Genomic DNA, 19843 nt, shown 5'->3' with positions numbered 1-19843 from the left:
TCATCTCACGAAAATGACGCGCGGCAGTGTGGCCTGCCGGGTAGGGGATTCGCCGTTTGCTTCAGCGCTGTGCCACGAGATTGTTTCGCTGGCCTGCTCGTCTACGACGGTGGTGAACGCTTCACTTGCTAGCTGAAGGTAGGCTACCAGTTCGGCCAGGCCCTGTTCCAGTGGTTGGATGTCGCAGAGTTCGCGCAGTGTGACTTGCGAACGGTCCTGCAGAACGCGGTCGATATGCCAGGCGAGCCTGGCTTTGTCGACTACGACTTGCGAATAAAGCGCGGCCGCGTCGATGTCGACGTCACCGGCCTCGAGTGCGCTCGACACGATGCGCGGTTTGACGCCTGGCACGTAAAGCGGCCGCTCCATCGGCAATTCGATTTCGGCCGCCGTGTCGTCGATCGTCATCATTTCGCCTGGCGGCGGGACGTCTCGCACGGCGAGTGCCTTGGCTTCGACGCCGCGCAGGATGTCCATGATGCGACGATTCTCGAGCCACGCCTGATCGTCGAGAAAGCGTCGGAGTTGTTGCGAGAGAAACGCGACGGTGCGCTGCGTGTGCTCGCCCGCTTCGAGCCAGTCGTAATGCACGCGCCGTGTGCGAACGTCGGGTTCCAGCTCGGCGATCGGCGAGAGCGCCAACACCCGGTCGAGCAGGGTCGTCAGTTCCTCCTGGCGGCTGCTCGACATCAAAAAGTCCCAGAAGGCACGGAAGCTGCGCCCTTGATCCGAATCGGCAATCGTGTCGCGCTCGCCGATGATCTCTTCCAGCAGGGCGCCCTTGGCGCCGTCCCACAGCGCAATGCGCTCCCGCACCCGGCGGTCGAGATTGCGGAAGTTGTGTTCGACCTCGCGAAAGTCGGTCAGCAGTTCGCGCGCAATGGCGGTGAATTGCTGGAAGCGGTCTTTCAGCGCGGTGTCGTCGAGAATCGAGATGTCGCCGGATTCGACGCGCGCGATTTCCGCATCGATGTCGGCACGGCGTTTATGCAGTTCGACGAGACGCGCTTCGGGGTCACGTTCACTGCCTTCGCTCATCTGCTTGAGCAGTTCGAAAAGCGTGAGCAAACGCGATTCCGTACCGATGAAACTGCGTTCGGTCAACGTGCCGAGCCACGCGATGGCTTTTTCGGTCGCAGGCGTCAGGTCGAATTGCGGCTCGTCCGAATCGGCGCCATAGAATTTGCGCAGCCAGCTTTTATCGTTGGCAGCCCAGTCGTTCAGATAATCGGATGCGGCTTTGGGGAAGGCATTCGGGCCGAGTTGCTCACGTAAGGCGTACAAATCGTCTTCGAGCGCTTCGGCGAGATCGGCTCCTCCCATCACCCGTACGTTGGGCGCGGTGAAGATGCGGTGCAGGAAGCTCGCGACGAGCGGCGCGTGTTCCGCACGCAGCAAGCGCCAGGCAGGGTGGTTCTGACGCAATAGCTCGAGCGTGGCGTAGTCGAAAATCATTGCGAGAAAGGATGTTGACGGCCGGGAGGGAAATGATAGTCCACAATTCTCGCGTGACAGCACCCGCGCGCGGCATGTCGAACCGCGGACGGGCTACATCTTGGAGCAGTGCGAAAGCACGGCGGGACCTGCCCGCCTCAAGCAACTTATCCACACCCTCCTCTGGACAACCGTTGTACAAATCATCGGACACGCTGTGGGCGAAACCTTGATAAATGTCGGTCATCAACCAGGTCGCCGGAAGTTGTCCCTGGCTCCCTGCATCTGTCAGCGTCGGCCGCGCAGGGTTATCGATTCCGCAACGCATTGATCCGCCAGTGAAGTTTCCGGTTATCCACAGCAAGGCGCGATGCTTGTTAACTATTACTACGTATACATATACGAAGACTTTAAAAACCAGAGAAGCAATGCCGAAGCTCGCTGCACAAACGAACAGGCATCAAACCAGAGGCAAGAAAATCTCGGTCTTCAAATCGGCCGGCGCGGTATCCATCGGGCTGTTCAAATACTCTTCGAACGAGGGAGCCTGCGCGCCCTGTCGGCCCGACGCGGGCAACCAGGTTCGATACAACCACTCATAAGTCGCCGGCAAATCGCTGTACGGGCCTTGGTGAAGCAGAACCGCATACTCACCGCCATCGACGTGCGTGACGGCAACCGGCGGGCTTACCGTAACCGACATCTGCACGGGATGCGGCAACAACACACAAGCCCTGGAGCGCAACGCGCGCTCTTCCACGACACTCGGGTCGTCGTAGTAAATCCCGATCAAACGCAACTCTGCAGCCAGCAAACGATGTTGCTCGAGCCAGTGCGTCAACGTTTCAAAGGCGCGATTGATCTGCCAATACGCGCCGGCATGCTCGACCGACAACAACGCCATCGGCTCGACTTGCCGGATCACGACTTCACGCTCGGTCATTTCCTCTCTCCTGGTTTCGGGACGGTCAAAGAACGCCAACGAAACTATCACGACCGACGCGCAAAATTGCCGAATTTCGATAACGCTTCGATTTATGGCTCACTACCATCGCCTGAAGCCTGCCCGTCCGTGCGCCGCAAAGCCACGCGGGGCAATGCCGGCAGTTACTTCAGGAGCGTCCGATGAAATCAGAGTCCACCAGTCAGCACGTCGGCAAGGTCAGCCATCACGAGTTGAAGCAGACGCTCGGCACATGGCAGCTATGGGGTATCGCAGTCGGACTCGTCATATCCGGCGAGTATTTCGGCTGGAGCTACGGCTGGGCCAGCGCGGGCACGCTCGGTTTCGTCATCACGGCGATTTTCATCGCGGCGATGTATACCACCTTCATTTTCAGCTTCACGGAACTCACCACGTCGATTCCCCATGCGGGTGGTCCGTTCGCCTACGCCCGCCACGCGTTCGGTCCGACCGGCGGCTATCTGGCGGGCGCGGCCACGCTGGTGGAATTCGTGTTCGCACCGCCGGCCATTGCGCTCGCGATCGGCGCGTATCTGCACGTGCAGTTTCCCGGCCTCGAGCCGAAACACGCAGCCATGGGCGCGTATCTCATCTTCATGGCGCTGAATATCGTCGGCGTGCAGATTGCCGCGGCGTTCGAGCTCTGCGTGACGTTGCTCGCGATCTTCGAGTTGCTGGTGTTCATGGGCGTCGTCTCACCCGGCTTCCAGTGGTCGAATTTCACCAAAGGCGGCTGGTCGGGCGCGGATACGTTCAGCATGGGCTCGTTTCACGGCATGTTCGCGGCCATCCCGTTCGCCATCTGGTTCTTCCTCGCGATCGAAGGCGTCGCAATGGCCGCCGAAGAAGCCAAAAACCCGAAGCGCTCCATTCCGATTGCCTACGTCACGGGCATTCTCACGCTAGTCGTGCTGGCCATCGGCGTGATGGTGTTTGCGGGCGCGGCCGGCGACTGGACCAAGCTGTCGAACATCAACGACCCGTTGCCGCAAGCGATGAAGTTCATCGTCGGCGAACATAGCGGCTGGATGCATATGCTGGTGTGGCTCGGGCTGTTCGGACTGGTGGCGTCGTTTCACGGCATCATCCTCGGTTATTCGCGGCAGATCTTCGCATTGGCTCGCGCGGGCTATCTGCCGGAGTTTCTCTCGAAAGTGCATCCGCGTTTCAAGACCCCGCATCGGGCGATCATTGCGGGCGGCGTAATCGGCATCGCGGCCATCTATAGCGACGAGCTGATCCAGTTCGGTGGCCAGACGCTCACGGCGAATATCGTGACGATGTCGGTCTTTGGCGCTATCGTGATGTACATCATCAGCATGCTGTCGCTGTTCAAACTGCGCCGCTCCGACCCGAACATGGAGCGGCCGTTTCGCGCGCCGCTGTTTCCGGTGTTTCCGGCGTTCGCGCTGGTGGCCGCGGTCATCTGCCTCGCGACCATGGTGTACTTCAATTTTCTGGTGGCCGTCGTATTTGCGATCTTCCTCGCGCTGGGTTACGTCTACTTCCTGCTGACGCGTCATCAACGGGAAGCAGCGCCTGCCGATACCCTGCTCGAAGAATGACGGTTCGAGCCGCTGCGTAAGCAGCGGCGATGGAGTTGCAAAGATGAGTTACACCGAAACCATCGGCAGCCGCACGTATCGCTTCGCCGATCTGAAAACCTTGCTGGCGAAAGCGAGCAATCAACGCTCCGGCGATCAGCTAGCCGGTATCGCGGCCGCCAGCGAAGAGGAACGCGTCGCGGCCAAGATGGCCCTCGCGCAGGTGCCGTTGCGCACGTTTCTGAACGAAGCGGTGATTCCCTACGAGAGCGACGAAGTCACGCGGCTCGTCATCGATACGCATTCGCCGCAGGCGTTCGCGGAGATTGCGCATCTCACGATCGGCGACTTTCGTAACTGGTTGCTGAGCAGCACGACGGACACCGAGGCGCTCACGCGTATCGGACCCGGTCTCACACCGGAGATGGTCGCGGCGGTCTCGAAGCTGATGCGCAATCAGGATCTGATCGCGGCGGCGCGCAAACGGCCGGTCGTCACGCGCTTTCGCAATACGGTGGGCTTGCCGGGCCACATGTCGGTGCGTTTGCAACCGAATCATCCGACCGACGACGCGCAGGGCATCGCCGCCTCGATGCTCGACGGACTGATGTACGGTTGCGGCGACGCGATGATCGGCATCAATCCGGCCGGCGACAATCTCGCCGCGATCACGCGTTTGCTGCTGATGATCGACGACTTCCGCCAGCGTTATCAGGTACCGACGCAATCGTGCGTGCTGACGCATGTGACCAATACGATTAGTGCTATCGAGAAAGGCGCGCCGGTCGACCTGGTGTTCCAATCCATCGCGGGAACGGAAAAAGCCAACGCGAGCTTCGGCATTTCGCTCGCGTTGCTGCAGGAAGCGTATGAAGCGGGCTTGTCGCTCAAACGCGGCACCGTGGGCAACAATCTGATGTACTTCGAAACCGGTCAGGGCAGCGCATTGTCGGCCGATGCGAATTTCGGCGTCGATCAGCAAACCTGCGAAGTGCGCGCGTATGCGGTGGCGCGCCAGTTCAATCCGTTCCTGGTGAACACGGTGGTCGGTTTTATCGGGCCGGAGTATCTGTACGACGGCAAGCAGATTACGCGCGCAGGTCTGGAAGACCACTTCAGCGGCAAACTGCTGGGCGTGCCGATGGGTTGCGATATCTGCTACACGAACCACGCGGAAGCGGATCAGGATGATATGGACAACCTGCTCACGCTGCTCGGTGTGGCAGGCATCAATTTCATCATGGGCATTCCGGGCGCGGACGACGTGATGCTCAATTATCAAAGCACGTCGTTCCACGACGCGCTGTATGTGCGCAATGTACTCGGCTTGCGCCGCGCGCCGGAGTTCGAAGAGTGGCTGGAGTCGATGCAGATTACCGACTCGCGCGGCACGTTGCTGAGCGCTTCGCTGCAGCAACCGCTGCTGGAAGGCGCGAACGACTGGATGGGCATCGCATGACGGACTTCCTGGAAAAAAATCCGTGGCAGGCGTTGCGGCAGTTCACCAATGCGCGCATTGCTTTGGGCCGCACGGGCAACAGCTTGCCTACCGCGCCTTTACTTGCGTTCAATCTGTCGCATGCGCAGGCACGCGACGCCGTGCATCATCCGCTCGATACGGCGGTGTTGCACGAGCAATTGCACGCGTTGAATTTCGCTACGCTGGATGTACAGAGCGCCGCGCCTGATCGCGAGCATTACTTGCGGCGACCGGATCTGGGCCGGCGTCTGAGCGATGAGAGCCGGGCAGCGTTGAAGCAACTCCCGGCCGCATCGCCCGACATCGTCTTCGTGATCGCGGATGGTCTGTCGGCCTTTGCCGCGGCGAAGCAATCCATTCCGCTCCTGCAGGCGGTGTGCGCGAAACTCACGGACTGGACCATTGGGCCCGTGGTGGTCGCGCGCCAGGCGCGAGTCGCGCTAGGCGATGAAATCGGCGAATTGCTCGGCGCGAAACTGGTGGTGATGCTGATCGGCGAGCGACCGGGTTTGAGCTCGCCGGACAGCCTCGGCATTTACCTCACCTACGCGCCGAAACTCGGCTGCAGCGACGCGCAACGCAACTGCATTTCCAACGTGCGCCCGGAGGGCCTGGATTACCCGCACGCGGCGCACAAACTGCACTACCTGCTGACGCATGCGAGACGTCTGGGACTCACCGGTGTCAGCCTGAAAGACGACAGCGATGCGTTGCTGGCGGGCTCGCCCAATGAACCCGGTCCGCCCGCCGTGAGCGACGATTCGAAACCGGCCGCCTAAGCCGTCACACGCTCGACAGGATGCGTATCCAGCCACGCATTCTCCTGGTCCTCGAATAACCGCGAGCGCGTCAGGAACCGCAAACCGCTCGGGCGTTCCAGCGAAAACATCCCGCCATTGCCGGGCACCGCGTCGATAATCAGCTGCGTGTGCTGCCAGTATTCGAACTGCGATTCGCTCATGTAAAACGGCACGCCGGCAATCTCGCCGAGTTTGACATCCGACGAACCGACCATGAATTCCGACTGTGGAAACATCATGGGCGCGCTGCCGTCGCAGCAACCGCCGGACTGGTGAAACAGCACCTCGCCGTGTTCGGCCTTCAACTTGTCGATCAGATCGACCGCGGCAGGCGTCGCGATCACTCGCTGTACGGCCTGGGTGACTTCCTTCTCATCGGCCATCGATGTTCTCTCTGAAAAAAAGCGAGCCGCTCGAGGCGGCCCGCTTGAACGGAAATGACAGCGCTATCCGGCTTAGAAGAACCCGAGCGGCTTGTCGCTATAGCTGACCAGCAGGTTCTTGGTCTGCTGATAATGGTCGAGCATCATCTTGTGATTTTCCCGGCCGATACCCGATTGCTTGTAGCCGCCGAAAGCCGCATGCGCCGGATACGCGTGGTAGCAGTTCGTCCACACGCGGCCCGCCTGAATCTGCCGGCCGAAGCGATAGGCACGCGTGCCGTCGCGCGTCCACACGCCGGCGCCCAGACCGTAGAGCGTGTCGTTGGCGATTTCGAGCGCTTCGTCCTCGTTCTTGAACGTCGTGACCGACACCACCGGTCCGAAGATTTCCTCCTGGAAGATGCGCATCTTGTTGTGACCGCGGAACACGGTCGGCTTCACGTAATAGCCCTTGCTCAGTTCGCCGTCGAGCGCATTGCGTTCACCGCCGATCAGGCATTCGGCGCCTTCCTGTTTGCCGAGATCCACGTACGAGAGAATCTTTTCCAGTTGTTCCTGCGAGGCCTGCGCGCCGATCATCGTCTTGGTGTCGAGCGGGTGGCCTTGCGTGATGGCGGCGACACGCTTCAGCGCGCGCTCCATGAAACGGTCGTAAATCTTCTCGTCGATCAGCACACGCGACGGGCAGGTACACACTTCGCCCTGATTCAGCGCGAACATCGTGAAGCCTTCGAGCGCCTTGTCGAAGAAACTGTCGTCTTCGTTCATCACGTCGGCGAAGAAGATGTTCGGGCTCTTGCCGCCGAGTTCCAGCGTCACGGGAATCAGATTCTGACTCGCGTACTGCATGATCAGACGGCCGGTGGTGGTTTCGCCGGTGAAGGCGATCTTGGCGATGCGTTTGTTGGAGGCCAGCGGCTTGCCGGCTTCGAGACCGAAGCCGTTCACGACGTTCAGCACGCCGGGCGGCAACAGATCGTGAATCAGTTCGAGCAGAACGAGAATGGAGGCGGGCGTTTGCTCGGCGGGTTTCAGCACGACGCAATTGCCGGCGGCGAGCGCGGGGGCGAGCTTCCAGACCGCCATCAGAATCGGGAAATTCCACGGGATGATCTGACCGACCACGCCGAGGGGTTCATGGAAGTGATAGGCGACGGTGTCGTCGTCGATCTGCGATAGCGCGCCTTCCTGGGCACGCACGGCGCCGGCGAAATAGCGGAAATGGTCGATTGCGAGCGGGATGTCGGCGGCCATTGTTTCGCGTAGCGGCTTGCCGTTGTCGATGGTTTCGGCAATCGCAATGCGTTGCAGGTTGGCTTCCATCCGGTCGGCAATGCGATTGAGGATGTTGGCGCGGTCGGTGGTGGACGTTTTGCCCCAGGCGGCTTTGGCCTTGTGGGCGGCGTCCAGCGCGAGTTCGATATCGGCTTCGCGTGAACGGGGGATGGAGGTGAAGGCTTCGCCGGTGATCGGCGAGACGTTGTCGAAATACTCGCCGCCTACGGGCGCCACCCATTGGCCGCCGATATAGTTCGCGTACTGTTTTTTGTACGGAAATTCGGTGGTCAGAAACTGCATTTCTGCGTGATTCATCTGTGTGCTCCTCACATGGTGGGTTATATCCGGCTCAATAGGCTGCCTGGCCGCGTGTCCCTTGAGCCAGAAGTGTGCCAATGCACCGGGCTGGTGAGCAGTGCACCACGCGACAGGCACTTGCGTCCGGTCGTCCGCGTTGCCGTGTTCAGCCTGCGTTCGGTACAGCGTAGTGATTGTGAACAGTGCGCGGCATGGTGTTCATCCTCTGAACAGCGGGCGCGGCGGCCTTGACATTGGTAGACGGAATAGGGGATCGATTACGCATTGAAAGTAATCGGCATGGGAATTGCCTTCCGTTCCGTTCTATTCCGTTTGCACAGAACCCGTATGACGATCGACACGTCCAGCGGCACTTCGACAGGCGCCACGCTCACGACGCGGCCCAGTTTCCGCGTGCAGACGCTCGTCGCGCACGACGCCGACGAGCAGGCGCGTAACCTCGACGGCTGGCATCAGACCTACGACCAGCTCACGGCTGGGCGCTTTGTCGGCGGCCTGACGGAGCTTAGCCTCGATCACATGCAGTTGTTCGTCGAGACCACGAGTCACACTTTGCGGCAAACCTGCGAGGTTCAGAAAGACGCTTACTGGTTCGGCATTCCGACCTTTTCGACCCCGGCGAGCGGTATCGGCCGGATCGATGCGCAGGTCATCCCGGGCGACGCGCTCGCGTTCCGGCCCGGCGGCATCGAGTTCGAACTGCTGACGCCGGCGGGTTTCGAGATTTTCGGGGTGGTGGTGAAAGGCGAGGTGCTACGCCGGTACGCGGCGGACGTGGAACGTGTCGGACTGGCCGGGCGCCTGCCGAATGCCCAGGTGGTGCCGATCGGCGCGGCGCGCAAGCAGCGGCTGTGCACGTCGCTGCGCCGGTTGCTCGACGATGGCGCGGCGCGTAGCACGCCGCTGTCTTCGGTCGCGCGCAACCATATGCAGGCGTCGGTGCTCGCGGCGCTGTTCGACGTCGGCGCGCTGTCGGCGGAGCAGCCTGCGGCGTTGCCGGCGCGAGCGCGTCGGCAATCGATCGTGTCGGACGCACGCGACTATGTGCTGGTCCACCGCGATCGCGCGGTCGGCGTGCCGGAGTTGTGCGAACGCTTGCACGTCAGCCGCCGCACGTTGCAATACTGCTTTCAGGACGTGCTGGAGATGGCGCCGGCGACTTATCTGCGCGCCATCCGGCTGAACGGCGCGCGGCGCGATCTGATTGCGGCTTCGGCGGCTTCGGCAGCCTCGGCGCGGTCCGTGCAGGACGTCGCGGCCGCCTGGGGTTTCTGGCATCTCAGCCAGTTCGCGACGGATTACCGCAAGCTGTTCGGCGTGCGGCCTTCCGATACGTTGAAGTCAGCGTCTGGCGGTGAGCGGTTGACGGTGCAAGCGTCGTTGAAGCATTAGCGCTACCGCCGCGCGAATCGCCGCCTATTTACGCAACAGCCGCAATCCATTACCGACGACCAGCAAGCTTGCCCCGACATCGGCGAACACCGCCATCCACATCGTGCCGAGCCCCAGCACCGTAAGCACCAGAAACACGCTCTTGATCCCCAGCGCGAGCGCGATGTTCTGCACCAGCACGGCATGCGTCGCTTTCGAGAGCCGGATGAAATGCGCGATCTTGCGCAAGTCGTCGTCCATTAGCGCGACATCGGCGGTTTCGATTGCGGTGTCGGTGCCCATTGCGCCCATCGCGAAGCCGATATCGGCGCGCGCGAGAGCGGGTGCGTCGTTGATGCCGTCGCCCACCATGCCGACCGTCACGCCGCTTTCGGCCCACTGCGCGACGGCATCGAGTTTGTCCTCGGGCAACTGATTGCCGCGTGCGTCGTCGATCCCGACCTGCTGTGCGATCGCCGCGGCGGTGTGCGGGTTGTCGCCGGACAGCATCGTGGTCTGCACGCCGAGGCGCCGCAATTCGGCGATGGCGGCGCGGCTCGTCTCCTTCACCGTATCGGCGACCGCGAAAAGCGCCAGCACACGTTCGGCGTTTGCGAGCATCACGATGCTGCGGCCCTCGCGCTCCAGCTTGTCGAGCCGCGCTTCGAGCGCTGGCGAACCGAGCCCGCGTTCCTCGATGAGCCGTTGATTGCCGAGCCAATACCCGATCCCGTCGATGTCGCCGCGCACACCGCGTCCCGCCAGTGCTTCGAACGCATCCACGTGGAGTTCGGCGATGCGATCGGTCTTCGCCGCGTCTGCAATCGCCATCGAAACCGGATGATCCGAACGCCCGGCAAGACCGGCGGCAAGTGCCCTGTAACGCTGGGCGATGTTGGCGTCGGCATCGCCGGCCGCATCGGCAAACACATCGAAACCGGTCTGCACCGGCTTGCCGTGCGTCACGGTGCCGGTTTTATCGACGGCGAGCCGCGTCAGCTTGCGGCCTTGCTCCAGATAGACGCCGCCCTTGACCAGAATCCCCTTGCGGGCCGCCGCCGCCAGCCCGCTGACGATCGTGACCGGCGTCGAGATCACCAGCGCGCAAGGGCACGCGATCACCAGCATGACGAGCGCCTTGTACACCCACTCGTGCCAGGCGCCGCCCAGCAGCAACGGTGGCAACACCGCCACCAGCAGCGCGACGACGAACACTACCGGCGTATAAACCCGGGCGAAGCGATCGACGAAACGTTGGGTTGGCGCTTTCGCGCCCTGCGCCTGTTCGACCGCGCGAACGATGCGCGCCAGTGTCGTGTCGCCGGCCGCGGCGGTGACGCGATAGTCCAGCGAGCCGGCCTGGTTGATCGTGCCGGCGAACACCGCGTCGCCCGCCTGCTTCTCGACCGGCAGACTTTCCCCGGTAATCGGCGCCTGATCCACGCTGGAGCGGCCCGCGGCGACTTCGCCGTCGAGCGCGATCCGCTCGCCCGGCTTGACCCGCACCAGCGCGCCGGGCGCAATGCTGTCGAGCGCGACCTGCTGCCATCTGCCATCCGCCTGCTGAACGCTCGCTTCGTCGGGGGTGAGACGCATCAGCGCCTGAATCGCATTGCGCGCCCGGTCGAGCGACTTCGCCTCGATCAGCTCCGCCACCGTGAACAGCACCATGACCATCGCCGCTTCTGGCCACTGGCCGAGCAGCAGGGCGCCGGTGACGGCAATGCTCATCAACGCATTGATGTTCAGGTTGAGATGGCGGATCGCCAGCCAGCCTTTGCGGTAGGTGCCAAGGCCGCAGGAGGCGATGGCGAGAAGCGCGAGTGCCGCGGATAGCCAGCCGGGCGCGCCGAGCCAGCTGGCGGCCTCTGAGCCCGCCGCGACGATCCCGGCGAGCGCTACCGGCCACCAGGGTTTGGCGGGCGTCTCAGGAACCGTAGGCGCACCCGCGCTGGCCACTTCGGGCGTGAAATCGAGCGAGCGCAACGCGGCCAGCACGGCATCGAGCGCATCGGGCGCGTGCACCACGGTCAGCACGCGCTGCATCAGGTTGAATTCCATGCTGCGCACGGCCGGCATGCGGCTGAACGCCTTGCGGATCAAGGCTTCTTCGGTCGGACAATCCATTTGCATGATGCGGATGGCGGTGCGCACGTCGTCGCCGACGGCTTCGGAGCGCGGCAACGGCGTCGCGGGCGGAACTGCTGCACCGTGATCGTGGCCGTGCCCATGATGCTCATGGTCGTGCGCATGTCCGCAACACCCCGACTTCGCCTCGTCATGCCCGCGGGTAAAGACTTTCGCGGATTCCGTACGAGCGCTTGCGGCTGACTGTCGATAACGCATGGTGGCTTCCTGGGACGATTTGTGGTCTAGTAGACACCTTGAAGCCACTACAAGGTCAAGGCCGCTATCCGGAGGGTCCATGAAAATCGGCGAACTCGCGAAAATCGCCCATTGCACGACCGAAACCATCCGCTTCTACGAAAAAGAAGGTCTTCTGCCCGAAGCGGAGCGCACCGAAGCCAATTACCGCAGTTACACCGCGAAGCACGTCGAACGCCTGCGTTTCATCCGGAACTGCCGCGCGCTCGACATGACGCACGACGAAATCCGCGCGTTGCTGCGTCTGACGGACGCGCCGGCGGAAGGCTGCGGCGGCATCAATACCCTGATCGACGAGCACATCGCCCACGTCGACACGCGTATCGAAGAACTGATGCAGTTGAAAGCGCAACTCACGACTTTGCGTGAGCAATGCCACGGCGAACAGGCCGTGGAAGATTGCGGCATCGTGCAGGGCCTCAATGAAATGGACGTCGGCATCACGCGCGCGCGGCATACGCATCTGGGCTGACGCGCCGCATCCGTCGTGACCGAGAGCGACATCGAATCCAGTTGGAGAATCAACGTGTTTACCTGTAGAAACCAGTCCTGCGAAGCGCAGTGGGAACAGTCGGACGTCGTCATCAAGAACGAGGGCCAAGGGCTCCTGTTCCGTTGCCCGATGTGCGGTGCGCGCAATTACGTCGAACGTTTCGACGGCGACGACGGCTCGGTGCTGTACGAGCAGATCGAAGGCCGGCCTGCCGCCGGTCCCATGGCCGAATAATCCGGCTTTCCGCCCGCTCTTAGTACGCATTTGCCGACACCGAGTCACCCCACATGAACACACCCACCTCAGCCGGCGCGTCGTTCAGCCAGCTTCCGCTGCCGCCCGCCACGCTCGCCAATCTGACGCAGCTCGGTTATCTCGAGATGACGCCGATCCAGGCCGCCAGCCTGCCGATCGCGCTGGCCGGCAACGACCTGATCGCCCAGGCGAAAACCGGCAGCGGCAAAACCGCCGCGTTTTCGCTGGCGCTGCTCAACCGCCTCGACGTGCGCAACTTCGCCGTGCAGGCGATGGTGCTGTGCCCGACGCGCGAACTCGCCGATCAGGTCACGCAGGAAATCCGCCGCCTCGCGCGCGCCGAAGAAAACGTGAAGGTCCTGACCTTATGCGGCGGCGCGCCGATGCGTCCGCAAACCGCCAGCCTCGAACACGGCGCGCATATCGTGGTCGGCACGCCCGGGCGCATCATGGATCACCTCGAGCGCGGCAGCCTGCCGCTGCAGTCGCTCAACACGCTGGTGCTCGACGAAGCCGACCGCATGCTCGACATGGGTTTCTTCGACGACATCGCAACCGTCGTCCGTCAATGCCCGAAAGAGCGCCAGACGTTGCTGTTCTCGGCGACGTACCCCGAAGGCATCGTCAAGCTGAGCCAGCAGTTCCTGCGCAATCCCAAGGAAGTGAAGCTCGCCGAGCGGCACGACAACACGAAAATCCGTCAGCGCTTTTATGAAGTGACCGAAAACGAGCGTCTGCACGCGGTCGGCCAATTGTTGAACCACTACCGCCCAGTGAGCACGCTGGCGTTCTGCAATACCAAACAGCAATGCCGCGATCTGCTCGACGTGTTGCGCGCGCAAGGATTTCATGCGCTCGCGCTGCACGGCGAACTCGATCAGCGCGAACGCGATCAGGTGCTGATCCAGTTCGCGAACCGCAGCTGCTCGGTGCTGGTGGCCACCGACGTCGCCGCGCGCGGCCTCGACATCGCGCAACTGGAAGCCGTGATCAACGTCGACGTGACGCCGGATCCGGAAGTGCACGTGCACCGCATCGGCCGGACCGGTCGCGCCGATCAGGAAGGCTGGGCGCTGAGCCTCGCCAGCATGAACGAGATGGGCCGCGTCGGCAGTCTCGAGCAGGCGCAGAAGCGCGATGTCGAATGGCACAAGCTGTCGGAGCTGAAAACCGAAAGCAACGAGCCGCTGTTGCCGCCGATGGAAACGCTGCAGATTCTCGGCGGCCGCAAGGAAAAGATCCGGCCGGGCGACGTGCTCGGTGCGCTGACCGGCGACGCGGGCTTCGCCGGCTCGCAGATCGGCAAGATCAACGTGACCGAGATGTCGACCTACGTGGCAGTGGAGCGCAGCATCGCGCGTGAAGCCGTGCGCAAGCTCAGCGCCGGCAAGGTGAAGGGCAAGAAGGTCAAAGTCCGCTTGATGGACGATCTGATCGGGCACTGAGCCTTGCATGTCTGGCTCGCCGCGTAAGCAGGCGAGCATCACATTACGTCATACCTGGACGGGTTTCCACGAGCTTCGTGGAAACCCGTCATGACGTAAACGCATGCCGCGCATGACAAAGATTCGATTGTGACGGTTCATTGGCTAATGCCTAATCTCCCCCAACCGGATGGAGTCAGGAGAAGCCTCATGCAGAGCGCCATGCAAGCCCGCTCGAAATTGCCCGACGTGGGCACGACGATTTTTACCGTGATCGGCCAACTGGCGGCACAGCACGACGCGTTGAATCTGTCGCAAGGCGCACCGAATTTCGCGCCGGACCCGAAGCTGGTCGACGGTGTCGCCGATGCGATGCGCGCCGGCCACAACCAGTACGCGCCGATGGCGGGCATCGCCACACTGCGCGAAGCGCTCGCCGACAAGGTCGCGACACTGTACGGCGTGCATTACGATCCGGTTACCGAAGTGACCGTCATTGCCAGCGCAAGCGAAGGGCTGTATTCGACGATCAGCGCGCTCGTGCATCCCGGCGACGAAGTGATCTACTTCGAGCCGTCGTTCGATAGTTATGGGCCGATCGTCCGGCTGCAGGGCGCGACGCCGGTCGCCATCAAACTGTCGCTGACGGATTTTCGGGTGAACTGGGACGAGGTGGCCGCGGCCATCACGCCGAAGACCCGCATGATCATCGTCAACACGCCGCACAATCCCACCGCCACCGTTTTCAGCGAAACCGACGTCGCGCGCCTCAAAGCGCTGACGCGCAACACGGACATCGTGATTCTCGCGGATGAAGTCTACGAACACGTGGTGTTCGACGGCGCAAAACATCAAAGCATGGCGTGCGACGCCGAACTCGCGGAGCGCAGCGTGATCGTCTCGTCGTTCGGCAAGTCGTATCACGTGACCGGATGGCGCATCGGCTACTGTCTCGCGCCGGCCGAATTGATGAACGAGATTCGCAAGGTCCACCAGTTCATGGTGTTTTCCGCCGATACGCCGATGCAATACGCGTTCGTCGATGCCTTGGCGAATCGCGACAGTTATCTCGGCCTCTCCGCGTTCTATCAGAGAAAGCGCGATCTGCTGGCCGAAGCATTGGCCGGTTCGCGCTTCGAATTGCTGCCGAGCGAAGGCAGCTTTTTCATGCTCGCGCGCTTTCGCGGCTTCTCCGATGAAAGCGATAGCGACTTCGTGCTGCGCCTGATTCGCGACGCGCGCGTGGCGACGATTCCGCTGTCGGCGTTCTATACCGACGGCACGGATTCCGGTTTGATCCGCCTGAGTTTTTCCAAGGACGACGCGACCCTGATCGAAGGCGCGCGGCGTTTGTGCGCGATCTGACGCGCAACGGGCCATAGGGCCGTAGGGCCGTACAGGCGCCGCCACCTCAGTGCAGCGTGGCCGCCGCGCCGCAACACTTCTTGAATTTCTTGCCGCTTCCACACGGACACGGATCGTTACGACCGACCTTCGGGTCGGCGCGTTCGATCGTGCCCGGCATTTGCTCGTCGACCTCTTCGCGATGCGGCAGCCAGTAGCGGAAAATTGCCGCGATGCTGGCCGGAATCTGCCGGGTCAGCGCGTCCTCCTGTTCCGGGGCTTCGACCAGCGCCTCTTCTTCCGGCGTGAGTTCCAGTGCGCCCAGCAGATGCAGCGGTCGCAACCACGCCTGCCCCTCCTCGCTGTCGAATAGCGGCTGCCAGTCGGCCCGCACCAGCTCGAGCCCTTGCATGAAGCCCATCGCCCATGCGCCGCCATCTATGTATTCGCGATCCTGTTCGTCGGTGACGACGAAGCCGAAGACCGGCTCGAAGCCGTCCGGATCGCTTTCGATGCTCGCGATGATGCCGTTCATCTGCCGCAGGATCAGCCCGAGGATGTGCTGCGCCTCTTCGACGGAATCGAATGCCGGCGTGTCCGCCTCGCTCGGTCCCCACACGCGCGGCAGCCAGTAATTGGGCGCCAGCGTAGTTGGTCCGATGGCCAGCGCGGTCAGATAACCGTCGAGCGCTTCGATGGTCAGCGTCTCTTCCGACGTCACGTCGGAGACCAGAAAGGTATCGAGTTCTTCGAATTCCGCGTCGGAGAGCGGGCGGTCGAGGTCGGCAGGTTTGAGTTTGGCTCGGGACATCGTGGGTGTCGTGTGTTTCGGGACGGGGATTGCGGGTTCCGATCATAGCGCGTGCGACCCAGGCAAATTGGTTTGCAAGAAATGTTTGGGCACTTCGCTGCGCGTATTTGGCTGTATCACGAGTCCGGAAATCGATTATATAAAAGTGCGCATGGCGAACATAAATAGGTATAAGTCTGCAGAGCATAGCTTGGCAGCCGCTTCCAACCCAGAAAACCGTTGTTTCCCGATTTTTAGTCATGTATAAATACGAACATCGGTGCGACAGGCGCACTAATTCGGGGGATCATCGAGTATGGCGGTCGACAGATATCGGAAGCAGGAAACAGCAGTCCAATCGGAAAAACGGCGTCGCCTGCTCAAATTAGCGGCATCGGCGGGTCTGACGGCGACGGTGGCGGGAGTGCCTTTCGGCCGCGCGTTCGGCGCGGAACCGATCACCTTGCGCTGGTGGTCGACGCAAGCCGCGCCGGATCAGCTGAAGGCCTACAAGGCGCAGATCGCCGGTTTCATGACGGCGCATCCGGGCGTCAAGGTGGTCTTCGAAGCCACGTCCGACGAAGGCTATCCGGCGCAACTCGCCGCGGCCTTTGCCGCGAATCAGGTGCCGGACATCATCACGCACCTGCCGTCTTATGCCGCGCAGACGTATTACGCCGATGGCCTCGTTGAACCGATCGACGACGTCGTCGCAAAAGTCGGCGTGGACAAGTACTACCCGAACGCCAACGACGTCTTCAGAACTGCCGACGGCAAACTGTGCGCGACGGGACTTGCCAATACCGCCGCGGACGTGCTGTGGATCCGCCGCGACCTGATGCAGAAAGCCGGCGTCGACAAAGTGCCTGAAACCTGGGACGAACTGCGCAGCGCCTGCAAGAAAATGCAGGGCGGCCGCATCTACGGCGCGCCGCTGCCATACGGCCTGAACAGCATGACCTCGCTGATCATGCTGGGCTTCATTCATCGCGCCGGCGGCCAGGTGTTCACGCCGGACCTGCAGGTCGGCATCGACAGCCAGGCGACCCTCGACGCCCTCGACTTCTACAAGTCGATGCGCGAGTTCTGTCCGCCGGGCGCGACCGGATATAGCTGGGGTGAAAGCCTGACGGCCTTCGTTTCCGGTTCGACGGCAACCGGCATTTACGGTGGCCGCGTGCTCGACAACATCGCGACGCAGAATCCGGCCATCGCCGATTTCGTCACCTGTGCAACGTACCCGACCCAGTCGAAGTCGGTGCAGCCCTGGACCTACAACGACTTCCCTTGCATCTTCATTCCAAAGAAGGCCAAAAATATTTCGGCTTCCAAACTGTTCGCGGAATATCTGTTCGATCCGGCCGGTTACATCTCCGAACTGCTCGGCGCCCCGGCGCATCTGCTGCCGGTGCTGAAGACGATCGCCGCGGACCCGCGCTACTCGGGCAATCCGATCATCAGGAAATATCCGAAGGAAGTGGCGCTGATGTCCGCCGCCGCCGCGTCCGGACACAACCTCGGCTACGAATCGCCGTCGCACAAGCCGAACCGGCGCGCCAACGAAATCGTCGCGAGCAACGTGCTGGCCGAGATGGTGCAACGCGTGGTGCTCAACAACGAGGCGCCGAAGCCGGTCGTCAGCGCGACCGCGAAGAAGCTCGAAGCATTGATGAAAGCCTGATAACGCGTCTGCGATGCTGCGTGCAACCAGCGCGCGGCATCGGACGCTTGTCCAAGCCAGTCACTGTCCAGCACTGCCCGCGCTCAGGCAGGCACGGACCTGTTACGGAAATACGCATGGCCACCGCCTCTTTGCCCAGCATGGGCGTCCGTTCGCTCGAGTCGACCTATAGCCGGCTCGGCATTCTGCTGGTCGCGCCGGCCATGCTGCTGCTGATCGCGACGATCGTGTACCCGCTGCTTTACGCGCTGTGGCTCTCGTTGAATTCGGTGTACACGCCGACCCAGCAATCGAGCTTCGTCGGTCTCGCGAACTACCGCGACATGCTCGGCTCGTCGACGTTCTGGTTCTCGCTCTGGGTGACGATCGTCTGGACGACCGCCACGCTGATCCTGCAGATTCTCTGCGGCGTCGGCATGGCTTTGCTGCTGAACGAAAAAATCCTGTTCCGCTCCGCCGCGCGCAGTCTCGTGCTGTTTCCCTACTTCGTCTCGACCGTCGTCGCGGTGCTGGTGTGGCGCTGGCTGTTCAACGACCTTTACGGTCTGCTGAATCAGGTGCTGCTCGAAATGCATATCGTCGACGCGCCCGTGAACTGGCTTGGCCAGATGCCTAACGCGATGATCAGCATCGTGCTGGTGGGCACATGGAAGTACTTCCCGTTCGTGGTGATCGCGGTATTGGCGCGCTTGCAGACCATCCCGCTGTCGCTTTACGAAGCCGCGCGAATGGACGGTGCGGGACCTATCGGCCGGTTCTTCGACGTGACTTTGCCGCAACTGCGCGAGGTGCTGGGCGTGGTGATCCTGCTGCGCATCATCTGGGACTTCAAGGAATTCGACCTGCTGTATCTGATGACCGGCGGCGGTCCGGTCAATCAGACGCGCTCGGTGCCGCTGCTGGTGTACCAGCAGGCATTCGGGTTGAACCAGATGGGCACCGCATCCACCTCGGCGGTGGGCATGATGGTCGTCATGGCTGTGCTGATGGCTGCTTACCTCTACCGTTCGCAACGCACGAGGAGTCAAGATGCGAGCCGATAAGATCAACCCGCTGGCGTCGCTGGTCACCTGGGTCATCGTCATCCTGATGGTGTTCCCGCTCATCTGGATGGTGCTCACGTCCATCAAGCCGCAGAGCGAGCTGTTCGTGTTTCCGATCAGGCTGCTGCCCGAACACGTGACCTTCGAGCATTACCGCCGCCTGCTGGAAGACACGCCGTTTCTGAGCTACTTCTGGAACTCGGTGGTGCTGTCCGTGGCGACCACGATCGTCGTCATGGCGGTGGCGACCCTCGGCGGCTACAGCCTCGCGCGCTTCCGGTATCGCGGCCGCGAAACCATCGCCGTGGCCGTGCTGTGCACGTATCTGATGCCCTCGGTCGTGCTCATCATCCCGCTGTATCTGATGATGGTGAAGCTCGGTCTCGAGAACACGCTGACCAGCCTCGTCATTTCGTACACCACGTTCGCGCTGCCGTACGCGCTGTGGTTGCTGCGCTCGTTCATGGCCGGCATTCCGGAAGACCTCGAAGCCGCCGCTCTCGTCGACGGCGCGAGCCGGCTCGAAGCGTTCAAGGACGTGATCCTGCCGCAAGCGCTGCCCGGCATCATTTCCACCGCGCTGTTCACCTTCATCCTGGCGTGGAACGAGTATCTGTACGCGCTCGTCATGGTCAACACCGACGAGACCCGCCCGCTCACCACCGGCGTCATGAACATGCTCGTGTCGTCGTTCAACATCGAATGGTCGTTGCTGATGGCGGCCTCGGTGATGATGAGCGTGCCACTGCTGTTCTTTTTCGCCTTCCTGCAGCGCTATCTGACCAGCGGCTTCGGTGCGGGCGGCGTGAAGGGCTGAGTCGAATGTCGATGACCGGCAACACAAGACACATGCATT

17 protein-coding genes are annotated in these 19843 nt (G+C 62.1%); 11 read left to right on the top strand and 6 right to left on the bottom strand.

Annotated elements, in window-relative coordinates; translation table 11 throughout:
* Complete coding sequence (locus tag FQ746_RS19730) at positions 1 to 1455, bottom strand: DUF3375 domain-containing protein (protein ID WP_144111315.1); 1455 nt, start codon at positions 1453 to 1455, stop codon at positions 1 to 3.
* Positions 1456 to 1894: 439 nt separating this feature from the next.
* Complete coding sequence (locus tag FQ746_RS19725) at positions 1895 to 2377, bottom strand: GyrI-like domain-containing protein (protein ID WP_144111314.1); 483 nt, start codon at positions 2375 to 2377, stop codon at positions 1895 to 1897.
* Positions 2378 to 2559: 182 nt separating this feature from the next.
* Here FQ746_RS19725 and eat point away from each other — a divergent pair, with 182 nt between their 5' ends.
* Genes eat through eutC form a run of 3 tightly spaced genes read left to right on the top strand, consistent with a single transcriptional unit; the run spans position 2560 to position 6201 of the window.
* Positions 2560 to 3963, top strand: coding sequence for an ethanolamine permease (gene eat, locus FQ746_RS19720; RefSeq protein ID WP_144111313.1), 1404 nt, complete (start codon positions 2560 to 2562; stop codon positions 3961 to 3963).
* A 43-nt stretch (positions 3964 to 4006) separates the two neighbouring features.
* Positions 4007 to 5401 (top strand): ethanolamine ammonia-lyase subunit EutB, encoded by a 1395-nt coding sequence (locus FQ746_RS19715; RefSeq protein ID WP_144111312.1) that lies wholly within the window; start codon positions 4007 to 4009, stop codon positions 5399 to 5401.
* Complete coding sequence (gene eutC / locus FQ746_RS19710; protein WP_144111311.1) at positions 5398 to 6201, top strand: ethanolamine ammonia-lyase subunit EutC; 804 nt, start codon at positions 5398 to 5400, stop codon at positions 6199 to 6201. Before FQ746_RS19715 ends, eutC begins: the two co-directional genes overlap by 4 nt.
* Here eutC and FQ746_RS19705 read toward each other — a convergent pair.
* Both FQ746_RS19705 and adh read right to left on the bottom strand, forming a co-directional pair.
* The gene (locus FQ746_RS19705; protein WP_144111310.1) at positions 6198 to 6605 is read right to left on the bottom strand and encodes a DUF779 domain-containing protein; all 408 of its coding nucleotides are present in this window, start codon (positions 6603 to 6605) and stop codon (positions 6198 to 6200) included. The genes eutC and FQ746_RS19705 overlap by 4 nt on opposite strands.
* A 72-nt stretch (positions 6606 to 6677) precedes the next feature.
* Positions 6678 to 8198 carry an aldehyde dehydrogenase gene (gene adh / locus FQ746_RS19700; RefSeq protein ID WP_144111309.1) on the bottom strand — a complete coding sequence of 507 codons (1521 nt, stop codon included), beginning with the start codon at positions 8196 to 8198 and terminating at the stop codon, positions 6678 to 6680.
* 330 nt (positions 8199 to 8528) lie between these two features.
* Between adh and FQ746_RS19695 the strand changes: the two genes are divergently transcribed.
* On the top strand, positions 8529 to 9593 hold the full coding sequence (locus FQ746_RS19695) for a helix-turn-helix domain-containing protein (RefSeq protein WP_144111308.1): 1065 nt from the start codon (positions 8529 to 8531) through the stop codon (positions 9591 to 9593).
* A gap of 24 nt (positions 9594 to 9617) precedes the next feature.
* Here FQ746_RS19695 and FQ746_RS19690 read toward each other — a convergent pair whose 3' ends face one another.
* On the bottom strand, positions 9618 to 11918 hold the full coding sequence (locus FQ746_RS19690) for a heavy metal translocating P-type ATPase (RefSeq protein ID WP_144111307.1): 2301 nt from the start codon (positions 11916 to 11918) through the stop codon (positions 9618 to 9620).
* A 79-nt stretch (positions 11919 to 11997) separates the two neighbouring features.
* On the opposite strand from FQ746_RS19690, the gene cadR reads away from it, so the two are divergent.
* From cadR to FQ746_RS19670, 4 genes are all read left to right on the top strand, one after another.
* On the top strand, positions 11998 to 12429 hold the full coding sequence (gene cadR, locus FQ746_RS19685; RefSeq protein ID WP_144111306.1) for a Cd(II)/Pb(II)-responsive transcriptional regulator: 432 nt from the start codon (positions 11998 to 12000) through the stop codon (positions 12427 to 12429).
* Positions 12430 to 12483: 54 nt separating this feature from the next.
* Positions 12484 to 12684, top strand: a complete 201-nt coding sequence (locus tag FQ746_RS19680; protein WP_095417798.1) for a hypothetical protein — start codon at positions 12484 to 12486, stop codon at positions 12682 to 12684.
* A 53-nt stretch (positions 12685 to 12737) separates the two neighbouring features.
* Complete coding sequence (gene dbpA, locus FQ746_RS19675) at positions 12738 to 14150, top strand: ATP-dependent RNA helicase DbpA (RefSeq protein ID WP_144111305.1); 1413 nt, start codon at positions 12738 to 12740, stop codon at positions 14148 to 14150.
* 189 nt (positions 14151 to 14339) lie between these two features.
* Positions 14340 to 15494, top strand: coding sequence for a pyridoxal phosphate-dependent aminotransferase (locus tag FQ746_RS19670; RefSeq protein WP_144111304.1), 1155 nt, complete (start codon positions 14340 to 14342; stop codon positions 15492 to 15494).
* 46 nt (positions 15495 to 15540) lie between these two features.
* On the opposite strand, the gene FQ746_RS19665 is transcribed toward FQ746_RS19670, so the two are convergent.
* Complete coding sequence (locus FQ746_RS19665; protein WP_144111303.1) at positions 15541 to 16284, bottom strand: UPF0149 family protein; 744 nt, start codon at positions 16282 to 16284, stop codon at positions 15541 to 15543.
* A 295-nt stretch (positions 16285 to 16579) separates the two neighbouring features.
* On the opposite strand from FQ746_RS19665, the gene FQ746_RS19660 reads away from it, so the two are divergent.
* The 3 genes from FQ746_RS19660 to FQ746_RS19650 all read left to right on the top strand — a co-directional run bounded on the left by FQ746_RS19660 (position 16580) and on the right by FQ746_RS19650 (position 19804).
* A complete protein-coding gene (locus FQ746_RS19660) occupies positions 16580 to 17944 on the top strand; it encodes an ABC transporter substrate-binding protein (protein WP_144111302.1) in 1365 nt (454 codons plus the stop codon).
* Between the two features lie 116 nt (positions 17945 to 18060).
* Positions 18061 to 18987 (top strand): carbohydrate ABC transporter permease, encoded by a 927-nt coding sequence (locus tag FQ746_RS19655; RefSeq protein ID WP_144111301.1) that lies wholly within the window; start codon positions 18061 to 18063, stop codon positions 18985 to 18987.
* Complete coding sequence (locus FQ746_RS19650) at positions 18974 to 19804, top strand: carbohydrate ABC transporter permease (protein ID WP_144111300.1); 831 nt, start codon at positions 18974 to 18976, stop codon at positions 19802 to 19804. The genes FQ746_RS19655 and FQ746_RS19650 overlap by 14 nt, the downstream gene beginning before the upstream one ends.
* The last annotated feature ends 39 nt before the right edge of the window (positions 19805 to 19843 follow it).

Source organism: Paraburkholderia sp. BCC1886 (genome assembly GCF_900996245.1).
Lineage (GTDB): Bacteria > Pseudomonadota > Gammaproteobacteria > Burkholderiales > Burkholderiaceae > Paraburkholderia.
Note: the sequence above shows the minus strand (reverse complement) of the source record. Positions and strands in the feature narration are given on the sequence as shown.

Coding starts and splice junctions, on each gene's coding strand:
- FQ746_RS19730 (WP_144111315.1), bottom strand. CDS start 1,455: ATGATTTTCGACTACGCCACGCTCGAGCTATTGCGTCAGAACCACCCT.
- FQ746_RS19725 (WP_144111314.1), bottom strand. CDS start 2,377: ATGACCGAGCGTGAAGTCGTGATCCGGCAAGTCGAGCCGATGGCGTTG.
- eat (WP_144111313.1), top strand. CDS start 2,560: ATGAAATCAGAGTCCACCAGTCAGCACGTCGGCAAGGTCAGCCATCAC.
- FQ746_RS19715 (WP_144111312.1), top strand. CDS start 4,007: ATGAGTTACACCGAAACCATCGGCAGCCGCACGTATCGCTTCGCCGAT.
- eutC (WP_144111311.1), top strand. CDS start 5,398: ATGACGGACTTCCTGGAAAAAAATCCGTGGCAGGCGTTGCGGCAGTTC.
- FQ746_RS19705 (WP_144111310.1), bottom strand. CDS start 6,605: ATGGCCGATGAGAAGGAAGTCACCCAGGCCGTACAGCGAGTGATCGCG.
- adh (WP_144111309.1), bottom strand. CDS start 8,198: ATGAATCACGCAGAAATGCAGTTTCTGACCACCGAATTTCCGTACAAA.
- FQ746_RS19695 (WP_144111308.1), top strand. CDS start 8,529: ATGACGATCGACACGTCCAGCGGCACTTCGACAGGCGCCACGCTCACG.
- FQ746_RS19690 (WP_144111307.1), bottom strand. CDS start 11,918: ATGCGTTATCGACAGTCAGCCGCAAGCGCTCGTACGGAATCCGCGAAA.
- cadR (WP_144111306.1), top strand. CDS start 11,998: ATGAAAATCGGCGAACTCGCGAAAATCGCCCATTGCACGACCGAAACC.
- dbpA (WP_144111305.1), top strand. CDS start 12,738: ATGAACACACCCACCTCAGCCGGCGCGTCGTTCAGCCAGCTTCCGCTG.
- FQ746_RS19670 (WP_144111304.1), top strand. CDS start 14,340: ATGCAGAGCGCCATGCAAGCCCGCTCGAAATTGCCCGACGTGGGCACG.
- FQ746_RS19665 (WP_144111303.1), bottom strand. CDS start 16,284: ATGTCCCGAGCCAAACTCAAACCTGCCGACCTCGACCGCCCGCTCTCC.
- FQ746_RS19660 (WP_144111302.1), top strand. CDS start 16,580: ATGGCGGTCGACAGATATCGGAAGCAGGAAACAGCAGTCCAATCGGAA.
- FQ746_RS19655 (WP_144111301.1), top strand. CDS start 18,061: ATGGCCACCGCCTCTTTGCCCAGCATGGGCGTCCGTTCGCTCGAGTCG.
- FQ746_RS19650 (WP_144111300.1), top strand. CDS start 18,974: ATGCGAGCCGATAAGATCAACCCGCTGGCGTCGCTGGTCACCTGGGTC.